This is a genomic window from Streptomyces sp. NPDC002588, from assembly GCF_040295925.1.
Classification (GTDB): Bacteria; Actinomycetota; Actinomycetes; order Streptomycetales; family Streptomycetaceae; genus Streptomyces.
Genome location: NZ_JBEOWF010000015.1, coordinates 37,570 through 53,326 on the forward strand (window position 1 = coordinate 37,570; position 15,757 = coordinate 53,326).

At 72.3% G+C, this 15,757-nt stretch carries 12 protein-coding genes; 9 read left to right on the forward strand and 3 right to left on the reverse strand.

All coding sequences use genetic code 11. The features are described from left to right. The first annotated feature begins 104 nt into the window (after positions 1 to 104). The 7 genes from mce to ABT057_RS18830 all read left to right on the forward strand — a co-directional run bounded on the left by mce (position 105) and on the right by ABT057_RS18830 (position 10,031). Positions 105 to 545 carry a methylmalonyl-CoA epimerase gene (mce, locus tag ABT057_RS18800; protein ID WP_352344184.1) on the forward strand — a complete coding sequence of 147 codons (441 nt, stop codon included), beginning with the start codon at positions 105 to 107 and terminating at the stop codon, positions 543 to 545. A gap of 234 nt (positions 546 to 779) precedes the next feature. After that, on the forward strand, positions 780 to 4,628 hold the full coding sequence (gene scy / locus ABT057_RS18805; protein WP_352344185.1) for a polarized growth protein Scy: 3,849 nt from the start codon (positions 780 to 782) through the stop codon (positions 4,626 to 4,628). A 183-nt stretch (positions 4,629 to 4,811) separates the two neighbouring features. Then, positions 4,812 to 5,750 (forward strand): coiled-coil domain-containing protein, encoded by a 939-nt coding sequence (locus ABT057_RS18810; RefSeq protein WP_352344186.1) that lies wholly within the window; start codon positions 4,812 to 4,814, stop codon positions 5,748 to 5,750. 162 nt (positions 5,751 to 5,912) lie between these two features. Beyond that, positions 5,913 to 6,866, forward strand: a complete 954-nt coding sequence (locus ABT057_RS18815) for an ABC transporter ATP-binding protein (RefSeq protein WP_352344187.1) — start codon at positions 5,913 to 5,915, stop codon at positions 6,864 to 6,866. A 1-nt stretch (position 6,867) separates the two neighbouring features. Next, positions 6,868 to 7,638, forward strand: coding sequence for an ABC transporter permease (locus ABT057_RS18820; protein ID WP_352344188.1), 771 nt, complete (start codon positions 6,868 to 6,870; stop codon positions 7,636 to 7,638). Between the two features lie 141 nt (positions 7,639 to 7,779). Continuing rightward, on the forward strand, positions 7,780 to 9,153 hold the full coding sequence (locus ABT057_RS18825) for an ATP-binding cassette domain-containing protein (protein ID WP_352344189.1): 1,374 nt from the start codon (positions 7,780 to 7,782) through the stop codon (positions 9,151 to 9,153). After that, entirely contained in the window at positions 9,150 to 10,031 is an 882-nt protein-coding gene (locus ABT057_RS18830) for an ABC transporter permease (RefSeq protein WP_352344190.1), read from the forward strand. Before ABT057_RS18825 ends, ABT057_RS18830 begins: the two co-directional genes overlap by 4 nt. Positions 10,032 to 10,046: 15 nt before the next feature. Here the strand turns inward: ABT057_RS18830 and ABT057_RS18835 are convergent, their stop codons facing one another. Continuing rightward, entirely contained in the window at positions 10,047 to 10,379 is a 333-nt protein-coding gene (locus ABT057_RS18835; protein ID WP_352344191.1) for an Rv1322 family protein, read from the reverse strand. A 222-nt stretch (positions 10,380 to 10,601) separates the two neighbouring features. Here ABT057_RS18835 and ABT057_RS18840 point away from each other — a divergent pair, with 222 nt between their 5' ends. Continuing rightward, positions 10,602 to 11,630 carry an LLM class flavin-dependent oxidoreductase gene (locus ABT057_RS18840; RefSeq protein WP_352344192.1) on the forward strand — a complete coding sequence of 343 codons (1,029 nt, stop codon included), beginning with the start codon at positions 10,602 to 10,604 and terminating at the stop codon, positions 11,628 to 11,630. Between the two features lie 103 nt (positions 11,631 to 11,733). On the opposite strand, the gene ABT057_RS18845 is transcribed toward ABT057_RS18840, so the two are convergent. After that, a complete protein-coding gene (locus ABT057_RS18845) occupies positions 11,734 to 12,126 on the reverse strand; it encodes an SCO5389 family protein (protein WP_352344193.1) in 393 nt (130 codons plus the stop codon). Positions 12,127 to 12,436: 310 nt separating this feature from the next. Here ABT057_RS18845 and nucS point away from each other — a divergent pair, with 310 nt between their 5' ends. Continuing rightward, positions 12,437 to 13,117, forward strand: coding sequence for an endonuclease NucS (gene nucS, locus ABT057_RS18850; protein WP_352344194.1), 681 nt, complete (start codon positions 12,437 to 12,439; stop codon positions 13,115 to 13,117). A gap of 31 nt (positions 13,118 to 13,148) precedes the next feature. On the opposite strand, the gene ABT057_RS18855 is transcribed toward nucS, so the two are convergent. Next, entirely contained in the window at positions 13,149 to 15,659 is a 2,511-nt protein-coding gene (locus ABT057_RS18855) for an ATP-binding protein (protein ID WP_352344195.1), read from the reverse strand. Positions 15,660 to 15,757 lie beyond the last annotated feature (98 nt).

Sequence of the window (15,757 nt, forward strand, 5' to 3'; positions counted from 1 at the left end):
GGGTTTACTTCGAATGTACTGAGTGGCACTCCGTGCCGTCATCCGGCAGTCAGTGTGATCGCGCGCACGTTGCGTAACCATCACGGCCGCGTTCCACTAACAACATGCTGACGCGAATCGACCACATCGGGATCGCCTGCCACGACCTCGACGCGACCGTCGAGTTCTACCGTGCCACCTACGGCTTCGAGGTGTACCACTCCGAGGTCAACGAGGAGCAGGGCGTGCGCGAGGCCATGCTCAAGATCAACGAAACGTCCGACGGCGGCGCCTCCTACCTGCAGCTTCTCGAGCCGACCCGGGAGGACTCGGCCGTCGGGAAGTGGCTCGCGAAGAACGGCGAGGGCGTCCATCACATCGCTTTCGGTACGGCGGATGTGGACGGGGACTCCGAGGACATCCGCTCCAAGGGGGTACGCGTTCTGTACGAAGAGCCGCGACGCGGCTCCATGGGGTCACGAATCACCTTCCTGCACCCGAAGGATTGCCACGGAGTACTGACAGAACTGGTCACATCGGCGCCTGTTGAGTCACCTGAGCACTGACCCTCGTACATATGGGCCGGTAGGGTTGGGGGCGGTCGTCGCTCCCATCAGGGCGACCGGTCCTGCTGCCTTCGACGGTGGGACATTTTCCGGGGTCCGGGTTTCGGGGGACGAGCGTCGGGGCAGCAGCCCATGCTCCGTCGTTGATCTGACACCATTCCCCGGGGGCCCCGTTCGGCGGATGGACGGAGCTCGTTCGGGAAGCTTGCGACCAGGGACGGATGGGACCGCGCAGTGCGGGGCTACGAGAGCCAGGAGCGGGAGCCGGCGGCTGACGTCGACCACCTGACACGGTTCGAAGCCGAGATGAAGCGGCTGAAGACCGAGCGGGAAAAGGCGATCCAGCATGCCGAGGACCTCGGCTACCAGGTCGAGGTGCTGCGCGCCAAGTTGCACGAGGCGCGCCGCACACTCATGTCCCGGCCGTCCTTCGACGGCGGCGACCTCGGGTACCAGGCCGAGCAGATGCTGCGCAATGCGCAGATGCAGGCCGACCAGTTGCGCCAGGACGCCGAGCGCGAGCTGAGCCAGGCGCGGGCGCAGACGCAGCGCATCCTCCAGGAGCACGCCGAGCAGGCGGCCCGGCTCCAGGCGGAGCTGCACCAGGAGGCCGTCGCCCGGCGTCAGCAGCTCGACCAGGAGCTGGCCGAGCGCCGGCAGACCGTCGAGTCGCACGTCAACGAGAACGTGGCCTGGGCGGAGCAGCTGCGCGCCCGCACCGAGGCCCAGGCCCGCCGGCTCCTCGAGGAGTCCCGCGCCGAGGCCGAGCAGGCCATGGCCGCCGCGCGCGCCGAGGCCGAACGGGTGGCCACGGAGGCCCGGCAGCGGCTCCAGGCCGACGCCGAGACGGCCCGCGCGGAGGCCGAGCAGCTGCTGCTGCGCGCCCGCACGGACGCCGAGCGGATGCTGAACGCCGCCTCCACCCAGGCCCAGGAGGCCACCGACCACGCCGAGGCGCTGCGCAACTCCACGGTGAACGAGTCGGACTCGGCCCGCCGCCAGGCCGGCGAGCTCAGCCGGGCCGCCGAGCAGCGGATGGCCGAGGCGGAGGAGGCGCTGCGCAAGGCGCAGTCCGAGGCCGACAAGGTGGTCGCCGAGGCCAAGGCGGCCGCCGAGAAGGCCCTCGCCGGCGCCGAGTCGGCCAACGAGCAGCGCACCCGTACGGCGAAGGAGCAGGTCGCCCGGCTGGTCAGCGAGGCCACCAAGGAGGCCGAGACCACCAGGTCGGACGCCGAGCAGGTCGTCGCCGACGCGCGCGCCGAGGCCGAGAGGATCGTCGCGGAGGCCTCCGAGAAGGCCCGCACGATCACCGCCGAGGAGAGCGCGACCCAGCTGTCGAAGGCGGCCAAGACCGCCGAGGACGTCCTCAACAAGGCGCAGGAGGACGCGCAGCGCACCACCCGGGCGGCCGCCGAGGAGGCCGAGCGGATCCGCCGCGAGGCCGAGACCGAGGCGGACCGGCTGCGCGCCGAGGCGCATGACATCGCCGAGCAGCTCAAGGGCTCGGCGAAGGACGACACCAAGGAGTACCGCGCCAAGACGGTCGAGCTGCAGGAGGAGGCCCGCCGGCTGCGCGGCGACGCCGAGCAGCTGCGTGCCGACGCGGTCGCGGAGGGCGAGAAGATCCGCGCGGAGGCCCGCAAGGAGGCCGTCCAGCAGATCGAGGAGGCGGCCCGGTCCGCCGAGGAGCTGCTGTCCAAGGCGAAGGCCGACGCGGACGAGCTGCGCCAGAAGGCGACCACGGACAGCGAGAAGGTCCGCACCGAGGCCATCGAGCGCGCCACCACGCTGCGCCGGCAGGCCGAGGAGACCCTGGAGCGCACCCGCGCGGAGGCCGAGCGCAGCCGCGAGGAGGCGGTGGAGCTCGCCGAGACCATCACCTCGAACGCCGAGCGGGAAGCCCGCGAGCTGCGCGAGGAGACCGAGCGGGGGGTCGAGGCCCGGCAGGCGGAGGCCGCCGAGGAGCTGACCCGGCTGCACACCGAGGCGGAGTCCCGTCTCGCCTCCGCCGAGCAGGCGCTGACGGACGCCCGGGAGGAGGCCGCGCGGATCCGCCGCGAGGCCGCCGAGGACACCGACCGGCTGCGCGCGGAGGCCGCGGAGCGGATCCGTTCGCTCCAGCAGCAGGCCGCCGACGAGGCCGACCGGCTGCGCACCGAGGCCGCCGCCGACGCGTCCGCGTCGCGGGCCGAGGGCGAGGCCGTCGCCGTACGGCTGCGGTCGGACGCCGCGGCCGAGGCCGAGCGGCTGAAGAACGAGGCGCAGGACACCGCCGACCGGATGCGCGCGGAGGCGCAGGCCGCCGCCGAGCGGCTGGCCGCCGAGGCGTCCGAGACGCTGGCCGCCGCCCAGGACGAGGCCGTCCGCCGGCGCCGCGAGGCCGAGGAACTCCTCGGTTCCGCCCGCCACGAGGCCGACCAGGAGCGCGAGCGGGCCCGCGAGCAGTCCGAGGAACTGCTCGCGTCGGCGCGCAAGCGGGTCGAGGAGGCGCAGGCCGAGGCGGTCCGGCTGGTCGAGGAGGCCGACCGGCGCGCGAACGAAATGGTCGGCGCGGCCGAACAGCACGCCCAGCAGGTACGGGACTCCGTGGCCGGGCTGCACGAGCAGGCCCAGGACGAGATCATCGGGCTGCGCTCGGCCGCCGAGCACGCGGCGGACCGCACCCGGCGGGAGGCCGAGGAGGAGGCGGACCGGGTCCGCCACGACGCCTACGCCGAGCGGGAGCGGGCCAGCGAGGACGCGAGCCGGATCCGCCGCGAGGCGAACGACGCCTCCGAGGCGGCGAAGGAGCTGGCCGAGCGGACCGTCGGCGAGGCGATCGCGGAGGCGGAGCGGCTGCGCTCGGAGTCGTCCGCGTACGCCCAGCGGGTGCGCACGGAGGCGTCGGACGCGCTGGCCGAGGCCGACCAGGCTTCGGCCAGGACCCGGGCCGAAGCCCGCGAGGACGCCAACCGCATCCGGTCGGACGCGGCGACGCAGGCCGACACGCTCATCACCGAGGCCCGCAACGAGGCGGAGCGGCTCCAGACGGAGACGGTCGCGGAGGCCGAGCGGGTGCGGGCCGAGTCGGTCGCCAAGGCGGAGAAGCTGATCCAGGACGCCTCCGGGGACGCGGAGCGGCTGCGGGCCGAGGCCGCGGAGACGGTGGGTTCCGCGCAGCAGGCCGCCGAGCGGATCCGCGCCGAGTCGGAGCGGTTCAAGGCGCAGGCGGCGGCGGAGGCCGACCGGCTGATGAGCGTGGCGCGCGAGGAGGCCGACTCGACGCTGGACGGGGCCCGCAAGGAGGCCAACAAGCGGCGTTCGGAGGCGGCCGAGCAGGTCGACACGCTCATCACGGAGACCACGGCCGAGGTCGACAAGCTGCTCACCGAGGCGCAGGAGCAGGCGCTGCAGACCACGGCGGACGCCGAGGCGCAGGCCGACTCGATGGTCGGCGCGGCCCGCACGGAGGCCGACCGGCTGGTGTCGGAGGCGACCCGCGAGGGCAACACGCGCGTGGAGAAGGCCCGTACGGACGCGGACGAGCTGCTCGTCGGTGCCCGCCGGGACGCCACGGCGATAAGGGAGCGGGCGGAGGAGCTGCGCGACCGCATCACCGCCGAGATCGAGGCGCTGCACGAGCGGGCCCGCCGCGAGGCCTCCGAGACGATGAAGTCGACGGGCGACCGCTGCGACGCGCTGATCAAGGCGTCCGAGGAGCAGCTCGCCAAGGCGCAGGCCAGGGCGAAGGAGCTGGTGTCGGAGGCGAACTCCGAGGCCGGCAAGGTCCGCATCGCCGCGGTGAAGAAGGCGGAGGGCCTGCTGAAGGAGGCCGAGCAGAAGAAGTCGGCGCTGATCAGGGAGGCCGAGGAGCTCAAGGCCGAGGCGATCCGTGAGGCGCGGCGCACCGTCGAGGAGGGCAAGCGCGAGCTGGAGGTCCTGGTGCGCCGGCGCGAGGACATCAACGCCGAGATCTCCCGGGTCCAGGATGTCCTGGAGGCGCTGGAGTCCTTCGAGGTGCCGTCCGCGAACAAGGACGGGGGCGTCAAGGCCGGGGCCAGCATCGGTGCCCCCCGAACGGGTGGAAAGTCCACCGACGGCTAGCGGAATGTGTGGATTGCGTTAAAGTCTGGGGTCTTTGACTGAGTATTTGACAAGGGGCCTGCCCCGCTGACACCCAAAAGGGGTGTCATTCTCCAGATCAAACACGCATACGCTCGATGACACACCGCTCAGGCCCCTAGGATTCCACCTATCACCTCACCGGTCTCATTCGACAGGAACCCCATGAGCGACACTTCCCCCTACGGCTTCGAGCTTGTGCGGCGTGGATACGACCGCGCTCAGGTGGACGAACGGATCTCCAAGCTCGTCTCCGACCGTGACAGCGCTCTCGCCCGCATCACCGCTCTGGAAAAGCGCATCGAGGAGCTCCACCTCGAGACGCAGAACGCCCAGGCCCAGGTAAGCGACGCAGAGCCGTCGTACGCAGGTCTCGGCGCGCGTGTCGAGAAGATCCTCCGACTCGCCGAGGAGGAGGCCAAGGATCTGCGCGACGAGGCTCGTCGCGCGTCCGAGCAGCACCGCGAGCTCGCCGAGTCCGCGGCCCAGCAGGTGCGCAACGACGCGGAATCGTTCGCTGCGGACCGCAAGGCCAAGGCCGAGGACGAGGGCGTCCGCATCGTCGAGAAGGCCAAGAGCGACGCCTCGCAGCTGCGCCAGGAGGCACAGAAGGACGCGCAGTCCAAGCGTGAGGAGGCGGACGCCCTCTTCGAGGAGACCCGCGCCAAGGCCGCGCAGGCCGCCGCCGACTTCGAGACCAACCTGGCCAAGCGCCGCGAGCAGTCGGAGCGCGACCTGGCGTCCCGTCAGCAGAAGGCGGAGAAGCGCCTCGCGGAGATCGAGCACCGCGCGGAGCAGCTGCGTCTGGAGGCGGAGAAGCTGCGCACGGACGCCGAGCGCCGTGCCCGCCAGACCGTCGAGACGGCGCAGCGCCAGGCCGAGGACATCGTGGCCGACGCGAACGCCAAGGCGGACCGGATCCGCTCGGAATCGGAGCGGGAGCTCGCGGCTCTCACCAACCGCCGCGACAGCATCAACGCCCAGCTGACGAACGTCCGCGAGATGCTCGCCACGCTGACCGGTGCCGCGGTGGCCGCGGCCGGCACGCCGTCCACGGACGACGAGACGATGTCGCGCGGGGTTCCCGCGCAGCAGTCCCGGTAACACCCGGTTCCACGGTCGAGGCCCGCGCCCTCTCGGGGGTGCGGGCCTCCGTCGCGTCCCCGGCCGCTTCTCCGGGGACGGCCGCGCGTTGTTGCCGTCGCCGTAGGACTCTGTTTGCCCGTCCGGGTGGCATCAGACCCGCACGGCACCTAGCGTGGCCGCATGATCGAGCTGGTGGGCCTGACGAAGCGGTACGGCGACAAGGTGGCGGTCGACAACCTCACCTTCAGCGTCAGACCGGGCATCGTCACGGGCTTCCTCGGTCCCAACGGCGCCGGCAAGTCCACCACCATGCGGATGATGCTGGGCCTGGACCGGCCGACCTCCGGGGACGTCCGGATCGACGGACAGCACTACGACCGGCTCAAGGACCCCTTCAAGTACATCGGCGCCCTGCTGGACGCCAAGGCCGTGCACGGCGGGCGCAGCGCCTACAACCATCTGCTGTGCCTGGCGCAGAGCAACGGCATCCCGAAGAGCCGGGTGGCCGAGGTGCTGGACACGGTCGGCCTGACGGCCGTGGCGAAGAAGAAGGCCAAGGGGTTCTCGCTGGGCATGGGGCAGCGGCTGGGCATCGCGGGCGCGCTGCTCGGCGACCCCCGGATCCTGATGTTCGACGAGCCGGTCAACGGGCTGGACCCCGAGGGCATCCACTGGATCCGCAACCTGATGAAATCGCTGGCCGCGCAGGGCCGGACCGTGTTCGTCTCCTCCCATCTGATGAGCGAGATGGCGCTGACCGCCGACCACCTCGTCGTCATCGGGCAGGGCAGGCTGCTCGCCGACACCTCCATGGCCGACTTCATCGCCCGCAACTCGCGCGCGTACGTCCGGATCCGCACCCCGCAGCGCGAGCGGCTGCTGGACGTGCTGCGCGCGGCGGGGGTCACGGTCGTCGAGTCCGGCAGCGGGGTGCTCGAGGTGGACGGCGGGAAGTCCGAGCAGATCGGGGAGCTGGCCGCCCAGCACGGCATCGTGCTGCACGAGCTGAGCCCCCAGCAGGCCTCGCTGGAGGAAGCGTTCATGCAGCTCACCGCCGAGTCGGTGGAGTACCACGCGCACAGCGGGGAACCGTCGGGTCCGCAGTGGGGCGACGAGTGGACGAGGAGGGGCTGAGATGACGGCGATCCAGGTGGTGCGGTCGGAGTGGACCAAGATCCGGTCGGTGGCGTCGACGGTGTGGACGCTGTCCCTGGCCGTGGTCGTGACCATCGCCCTCGGCATGCTGATCTCGGCACTGTCGAAGAGCCAGTTCGACAACATGGACGCCAGGGACCGGCTGTCCTTCGACCCGACGTACATCAGCTTCGCGGGGATGAGCCTCGGCCAGCTCGCGATGATCGTGTTCGGGGTGCTGGTGGTGTCCAACGAGTACAGCACCGGCATGATCCGCACCTCGCTCGCGGCGGTCCCCCAGCGCGGCACCTTCCTGTTCAGCAAGATCGCGGTGGCGACGGGGCTCGCCCTCGCCGTCGGCCTCGCGACCAGCTTCGTCACGTTCTTCCTGGGGCAGGTGATGCTCGGTTCGCACAGGGCGTCGATCGGCGACAGCGGGGTCATGCGGGCCGTGATCGGCGGCGGCCTCTACATGACCCTCATCGCGATGTTCTCCATGGGCGTCGCCGCGATGCTGCGCTCGCCGATGCTGTCGCTGGGCATCCTGATGCCGTTCTTCTTCCTGATCTCCAACATCCTGGGCAACGTCCCCGCCACGAAGAAGGTGGGCCGCTATCTGCCGGACCAGGCCGGCAGCAAGATCATGCAGGTGGTCACACCGGTGGACGACAGTACTCCGTACGGCCCCTGGGGCGGGCTCGCGATCATGGTGGCGTGGGTGGTCGCGGCGCTCGCCGGCGGCTATCTGCTCCTGAAGAAACGCGACGCGTGAAGATCACCGCTTGCCAGATCGTGGCGGCTTCGCCACCGGGCTTTGCTTTCATTTGAGCGGAACCGTCAGCGCCTGGATAAGCTCCTAACCCTTACGGGGGCGTGTGCCCTGCTGACCTGAACCTGTCGATGGGTGCGGAGCATGATCGAAGCAGTCGGCCTGACCAAGCGCTACGGCGACAAGACCGCTGTGTACAACCTGTCCTTCCAGGTGCGGCCGGGCGCCGTCACCGGCTTCCTCGGGCCCAACGGCTCGGGCAAGTCGACGACCATGAGGATGATCCTCGGCCTGGACAACCCCACCGCGGGGACGGTCACCATCGGCGGCTACCCCTACCGCAAGCTGCCCAACGCGGCCCGCCAGGTCGGCGCCCTGCTCGATGCCAAGGCGGTCCACGGCGGCCGGCACGCCCGCAACCATCTGCTGTCCCTGGCGCAGCTGTCCGGCATCCCGGCCCGCCGGGTGGACGAGGTGCTCGGGGTCGTGGGCCTGCACGAAGTGGCGAGAAAGCGGTCCAAGGGTTTCTCCCTCGGCATGGGCCAGCGGCTCGGCATCGCGGCGGCCCTGCTCGGCGACCCGCAGGTGCTGCTGTTCGACGAGCCCGTCAACGGCCTCGACCCCGAGGGCATCCTCTGGGTCCGCAACCTGATGAAGTCCCTCGCCGCGGAGGGCCGCACGGTCTTCGTCTCCTCGCACCTGATGAGCGAGATGGCGCTCACGGCCGACCACCTGATCGTCATCGGGCGGGGCCAACTGCTCTCCGACATGAGCGTGAAGGACTTCATCTCGGCCAACTCCGCCGACTTCGCGCGCGTCCGCACCCCGCAGACCGAGCCGCAGCTGCGCGAGAAGCTGGCCTCCGCGCTCAGCGAGGCGGGCGGCCAGGTCCTCCCCGAGCAGGACGGCGCCCTCCGGGTGATGGGGCTGGCGCTGTCGCGGATCAGCGACATCGCCCACGACAGCGACGTACGCCTGTGGGAGCTGTCGCCGCACCAGGCCTCGCTGGAAGAGGCGTACATGCGGATGACGCAGGCCGCCGTCGACTACCGCTCGACCATCGACCAGAAGGCCGGCCTCCAGCAGCCCGTGCCGCCCGGCGCCCAGCCCCCCATGCCGGTCCCCGGCCAGGGCCAGCCCGGCTGGTACGCCCCACCGCCCCCGCAAGCCGGCCACGCCCCGCCCCAGCCCGCCCAGAGCCCCTACGGCGGCCACGGCGCCCCGGTGGTGTACGGCGGCGCCCCGGCTCCCGGCCCGCACCCGGCCAACCCCTACGCCCAGGCCGCCCCGGCACAGCCCGCGCCCACCGCCCCGCCGGCGGCCGCACCGGCACCCGCCGTCGCACCGGCCGCCCCGGCGGCTCCGGCCGCCGTGCCCCAGGACCAGCCCCCGGCTCCGGCCGCCGCCTCGCTCGCCAAGGCTCCCGCCGCACCGGCCGCACCCGCCCCGCAGGACCAGGCGCCTGACGCGCCCGTCTCCGACGCCGCCCCGACGAGTCAGCCCGAGGACGCCCGATGAGCACCCCTCAGCACCCGGCCCCGCACGCCGCCGCGCCCGTCTGGCAGGCGGCGGCCGGTCCCTCGTACGCCTCCGGTTCCGGCTACACCTCGCCGATCCCCGTCGTACGGACGCACCTCGGGCACGCCCTCTCCTCGGAGTGGACGAAGATCCGGTCGGTGCGCTCCACGATGTGGACGCTGGGCGTGTTCCTGCTGCTGGTCGTCGGCATCGGGATGCTGGTCGGGCTGATCGCGGACGCGAACGCCGCGGACGGCGGCCTGGGCACGGACACCGCGCTGTCGCTCGGCTTCTTCGGCGTGCTCCTCGGCTGCATGCCGATCATCACGCTCGGCGTGCTCACCACCGCCTCCGAGTACGGCACCGGCATGATCCGCACCACGATGGTGGCCTGCCCCACGCGCGGCCGGGTCCTCGCGGCGAAGGGCATCGTGTTCTTCACGGTCGCGTTCGTCGTGACCCTGGTGTCCACCGGGCTCGTCGCCCTGTTCGACGTGGCGCTGTTCCCCGAGGCGCGCCAGCCCTCCGCGGGCGAGTGGCTGAAGGCCACCCTCGGCGTGTCCCTCTACATCGCGCTGCTCGGCCTGCTGTCCCTCGCCGTCGGCTCGGTCATCCGGCACTCGGCCGGAGCCATCACCATCATGATCGGCCTGCTGCTGGCCCCCCTGGTGATCGCCCTCTTCATGTTCTCGGCGTCCCTGGAGGGCCTGCGCCAGGCCCTGTTCGAGTACTCCATCCCGAGTCAGCTCGGCGTCTGGTACTCGGCCGCGCTCACCGACAGCGGCCCGAGCGGCTGGGACCCGCTGTGGATCGCCCTCGGCGTCACGGCCGTCGCGTTCGCCGGTGCGTTCGCCCTGCTGGAGAAGCGCGACGTGTAGGACGCGCTCAGCCGCTCAGAAACGAGGCGCGTTACGGGACCGCTGCACCCCCGGGGTGCGGCGGTCCCGTGCGTTCCAGCACGCCTTGTGCCAGTGGCGGCGGTCGTCCACTCCCGCCTGCTCGGACCAGGCCACGACGTGCGGGACGCCGTCCGGGATCAGCTGGTCGCAGCCGGGACACCGGTACGCCTTGCCCTGCGCGCTCGCGCCGGCCACATGCCGCACGCTCCACTCCTCGCCCTGCCAGCTCACCGAGGACTGCCAGCCGCCGTAGCGGCTCGCGCGGTCGTCCTCGGCGCTGCGGCCGGACGAGCCCTCACCCTTGGGTCGGTTGCGACGCGGGGACACAGGACACCTCACGGGGCTATACAGGAAGCAGGGTTCGTATCCAGCCTACGCGGCGCGAACGGGGGCACCCGTGAGTCGCCGATCCCCACAAGTCCCCCTCTGCGGCACCCCATTCTGCAGACAATCGGCAAATCTCTCCGCCAGGCCGTGTCCTCGGCACGTGTCAGACGGTTATGCCGGGTGGGGGAGCTCCGTGTCGGAGCCAAGGAAGCAGGAAAGTCCATGCGCGTTGGTAGTTTCGTGTTGGGTGCCCAGTTCCCCGGGCAGGGCCAGGGAGAGGCGCTGCACCGCGCGGTCCGCTCCGCCGAGGTCGCCGAGGAAGCGGGCCTTGACTCGGTCTGGCTGGCCGAGCACCACTTCGTGCCGTACGGCACGTGCCCGTCCGCGGTCACCCTGGCCGCTCTGCTGCTGGGCCGCACCCGGCGCATCCGGGTCGGTACGGCGGTGAGCGTGCTGCCCACCGCCCATCCCGTCGCCCTCGGCGAACAGGCCGCGCTGCTGCATCTGACGAGCGGCGGCCGGTTCTCGCTGGGAGTGGGCCGCGGCGGGCCCTGGGTCGACCTCGAGGTGTTCGGCTCGGGCCTGGAGGCGTACGAGAAGGGGTTCCCCGAATCACTCGATCTGCTGGTGCGCTGGCTGCGCGAGCCCTCCGTCGGAGCCGACGGGGAGCGTTTCCGCTTCCGCGAAGTCACCGTCGTACCGCGCCCGTCGGAGGCGCTGACGGACACCGGGGGCCCCGAGGTGGTCGTCGCGTGCACCTCGCCGACCAGCGTGCGGCTGGCCGCCGAGCGCGGACTGCCCATGCTGCTCGGGATGCACGTCGGGGACGAGGAGAAGGCGGAGATGGTCGCCCTGTGGCGGCAGTACGCGCGCGCCGCCGGCCGGTCGGGGGACGAGATCCGGGGCGCCGCCCATGTCTCGGCGGGCGTCTGCCAGATCGCGGACCGGCGCACGGACGCGGTGGAGACCCTGGTGAAGGCGATGCCGGGCTGGCTGAGGCAGGGCCTCGACGCCCATGTCACGGTGGACGGCCGCGCCCGCTCCATGCGGGACCCGGTGGCGTACACCGAACTGCTCTGCGGGCTGCACCCGGTGGGCGCCCCGCGGCTGTGCGCCGACCGCCTGGCGGCGACCAGCGAACGCACCGGCATCTCGCGCTTCGCCCTCCTGGTCGAGGGCTCGGGCGACCTGGCGGCCACGGAGGAGAACGTACGGCGGCTGGGCACGGAGGTACTCCCCCACCTCCGCTGACACCCATGCCGAACGGCCCTGCCGGGCCGGGAGCTTGCCGCTCCAGTACTGATGGCACCTCCCGCGTAAGGAGCGGCAAGCAACAGGCTCACATCTGGAGACTTCAGCAGTCCCGGAACTCCGGCGACTGGTTCAGCACCTGACTGCGCACCGAGGTGAAGCGGGCGAGCTTCTCGTCGACAGCCGAGTCGAGCGGGAACACCGCCACCCGGTGGCAGTTCTGGAAGGCCAGCCGCACACCGAAGTGCCGCTGCAGGGCGCCGCGAATGGCGTCACTCGCCAGCGCGCGCAGCAACTGCCCGCGGGCCCGCTCGTCCGGCGGGGGCGTCTGGTTGTCGGCGAAGTCTCCGCCGTCCACCTTCAGCTGGGCCACCAGGGAGCTGATCATCTCCCATGCGTAGGGCAGGGAGGTCCGGACGCAGTCGACGAATTCTGCTTCGTCGACCTCGCCTCGCTCGGCCTTTTCCAGTAGGGCCGGTGAGACGTCGAGCGACATGGGTTCTCCTCTCGCACCCCCGAGACAGCAGGGGTTGCCGGACAGGGAAAGGGAGTTCGCCATGCCGAAACTCCGCAACGCTGAGTACACACATCGCGACCTCCCGTTCACTACGGTAGGCAACGGACCGTGACCGCACCAGGCGAATGAGCACATAGGGCAGCCCTCTTGGGCACACAATCGGCCAGAGTCGAACGATCTTTTTCCAGTTCAAAAGGGGCGGGCCCGAAGGGGCCACGGTTGAGGGCGGTGGCGGGAGACAGGTGGGCGAATCGCGTGGGGCCCGAGGCGTCGGATAGCGTTGCGCACCATGCGTCTCGTCATCGCCCGGTGCTCCGTCGACTACGCCGGCCGGCTCACCGCCCACCTCCCCTCGGCCCCCCGCCTCGTCCTGGTCAAGGCCGACGGCAGCGTCTCGATCCATGCGGACGACCGTGCCTACAAGCCCCTGAACTGGATGTCGCCCCCCTGCACGCTGAAGGAGGACACGGGAGACTCCGAGGACACGGCGGCCGTCTGGACCGTCGTCAACAAGGCGGGCGAGAAACTCATCATCACCATGGAGGAGATCCTCCACGACTCGTCGCACGAACTGGGCGTCGATCCCGGCCTGATCAAGGACGGCGTGGAAGCGCACCTCCAGGAGCTGCTCGCCGACCGCATCGAGACCCTCGGCGAGGGCTACACCCTCATCCGCCGCGAGTACATGACGGCGATCGGCCCGGTCGACATCCTGTGCCGGGACGCGGACGGCCGGACGGTCGCGGTCGAGATCAAGCGGCGCGGTGAGATCGACGGCGTCGAGCAACTCACCCGCTACCTCGAACTGTTGAACCGCGACCCCCATCTCGCCCCGGTCCGCGGCATCTTCGCCGCGCAGGAGATCAAGCCGCAGGCCCGCGTCCTGGCCACCGACCGCGGCATCGGCTGCCAGGTCCTGGACTACGACGCCATGCGGGGCATCGAGGACGACAAGCTGCGCCTGTTCTGAGCGGGGGCCGCGGGCTCGCCCGGCTCCTCGCTCAGATCACCGACTCCGACGAGAGCGAGAAGGGCGAGGCCGCACTGCCCGCCGTGCTCGGTGAGACCGGAGCGGCGGAGGTGGAGCCGCTCGCCGAGTTCGAAACGCTGGCGGACGGAGCCGGGCTGGACGAGCCGGAGCCGGACGGCGACGGGGACGACGAGCTCCCACCGGAACTGGACGACGACGGGCTCGACGACGCGGAGTGCGAGGGCCGGGGGGACGTCGGCGAGGTCCTGGTGGGTGTCGGCGACGAACCGCCGCTCCCCGTGCTCTGCGAACTGCTCGCCCCGGTCGACGGCAGCGCCGACTCGCTCGGCGTCGGATCGTCCGAGGTCCCCATCGTCCCGTCCGGGCCCGGATCCGTCGGCCTGCTGGTCGCCGTGCCCGTGTCCCCGCTGGCGGCGTCCTCGCTCGGGGTCTGCGAGTCCTGGCCGCCGTCGCCGACGCCGGTGCTCGCGGAGGGGTTGACGCCGCTGCGGTCGGCGGGGTCGCCCGCGTCGTTGTCGGAGGTCGCGCCGAGCGTCACCACCGTGCCCAGCACGGCGACGAGGAGGGCGCCCGCGCCGACCGCGACGAGGTTGCGCCGGGCCATGCTCCTGAGGCCGCCGCGGCTGTGGCGGGCCGGGGTGGGCGCGGCGGCCGGCACCGGGCGGTGCACGAGGGTCTCGGCGTCCGGCGGGTAGGTCGGCAGTGCCGCCTGGATGCCGCGCGAGGGGGGCGCGGACTCCTCGTGGCGGGCCTCGGACACCTCCTCGCCGGCCATCGCCGCGGCCAGGCCGGGGACGTCCCCGGAGGCGTCGGCGACGAGGGCGAGGGCGCGGCGGCCGGCGACGGTGCCGCGTTTGTCGGTGAGGGCGCCGCGCAGGCCGAGGGAGGCCTCCAGTTCGGAGCGGGCCCGGTCGAGGTCACCGGCACAGATCGCGAGGACGCCGAGTTCGTGGTGGAAGTAGGCCCGGTCGGCGCTCTCCCCGGCGAGCCGGGCGGCCTCGGCGCCCTCGTGAAGGGCGTTCTCCCAGGCGGTCCAGTGCAGGCCCGCGGCGAACGCGGGCGCGGCGGCACGGGCGAGCAGGACGGCGGTGGCCTCCTCGTCCTCGGCGGGGGGAGTGGTGGCGGGGACCACGGTGGCGAGGGCGGCGAGCACGGCGTCGGCCTCGGCGCAGACCCGTTCCGGGGTGACGGAGGGGTGGGCGGCCCACCAGGCGTAGTGCTGGGCGGCGGCCTTGGCGCGGCTGTCGGCGTCGTCGCCGTATCCGGCGGCCTCCAGCTGGGTCCGGACGCCGGCGGCGAGCCGGTAGCGGGTGCCGACCGGGGAGACGAGTCCGCAGGCGGCGAGTTCGCCGAGGGCCGCGTCGGCGTGGGTGTCTCCGGTCAGGGCGGGCAGATGCGCCTGGTGCGGGATCTCGCCGTCCAGGGCGACGGCGAAGCGCAGGGCGGCGCGGGCGGAGGCGCTGAGGCGGGCGGCGAGCAGCGGGGCGGGCGCGGCGGCCTCGCCGAGGGACGGCAGCGGTATCTCCTCGGCCTCACCGGCGCCCGTCTCGACGGGGGCGGCGAGCTCGCGGGCGTCCTCGAAGACCCCGAAGGCGTCGACCGCCTCGGCTCCCGCGCGGAGTTGGTCGCGTTGCCGCAGCAGGGCGCCGGCCTGGACGAAGCGCAGGGGCAGGCCCTCGGACTCGAACCAGAGGTCGCCGGCCCAGTTGGCCTCCTCCTCGGTGAGGGTGCGGCCGACGGCGCGCTCGATGACCTCGACGCCGCCCGCCCGGTCCAGGCCGCTGAGGACGACCTCCTCGACGGCGGAGTCGGCGGCGGGCACCGGGGTGTCGGGGGTCGCGCCGAGCAGGAAGGCGCACTCGGGGGTGGCGTCGAGGAGTTCGTCGAGGGCGGCGCCGCCGAAGTCGAGATCGTCGACGACGACGACCGCGCCGATCTCCCGGACGAGGGCGCGCAGCTCCTCCCCGTCGGGGCGGCGGCGGTCGGCGTCGTGGACGGCGTGGAAGAGGTCGTGGAGCAGTTCGTCCGGGGTGCGGCCGAAGCCGGAGAGGCGGACGACGCCGTCGGGGGCGAGGTCGTCGCAGTCCTCGGCGACGAGGTCGAGGAGGCTGGTGCGCCCGGATCCGGCGGGGCCGGTGAGGCGGACGGAGCGGCCGCGGGCGAGGAAGCGGACCAGTTGTTCGCGTTCGTCCTGACGGCCGAGGAGCGGCTGGGCGGTGGGGGCGGGACCGGCCGGGGCGGGCGGCCGGGCGGCGCGCTCGGCCTCGGCGCGCTGCTCCGCGGTGCGCTTGACGGGGCGTTCGGTCCTGTCGGTGGGCGGGCGGAGTTCTATCTCGCTGCCGTCGACGGGGTTGACGGTGAGCAGGTGTTCACCGACGACGAGTTCGACCGTGCGGGCCGGGCCCGGCGTGGGCTGGCCGAAGTCGGGTGCGGTCAGGGGGTCCCTGGCCGGGCGCGGGCGCGGCGCGTGGCCTTCGCCGTCATGGCCGTACTCCTCGGGTCCCCTGGTGTTCGGGTCCATAGGTCTTAGCCCCCCAAAAGCGTCGTGTGGCGGTAGCCCTGCCCGGCCTCGCTGCACACTGCGCTGTCGCTTCTGGTCCGGTGCCCGCTCGAGGGCTT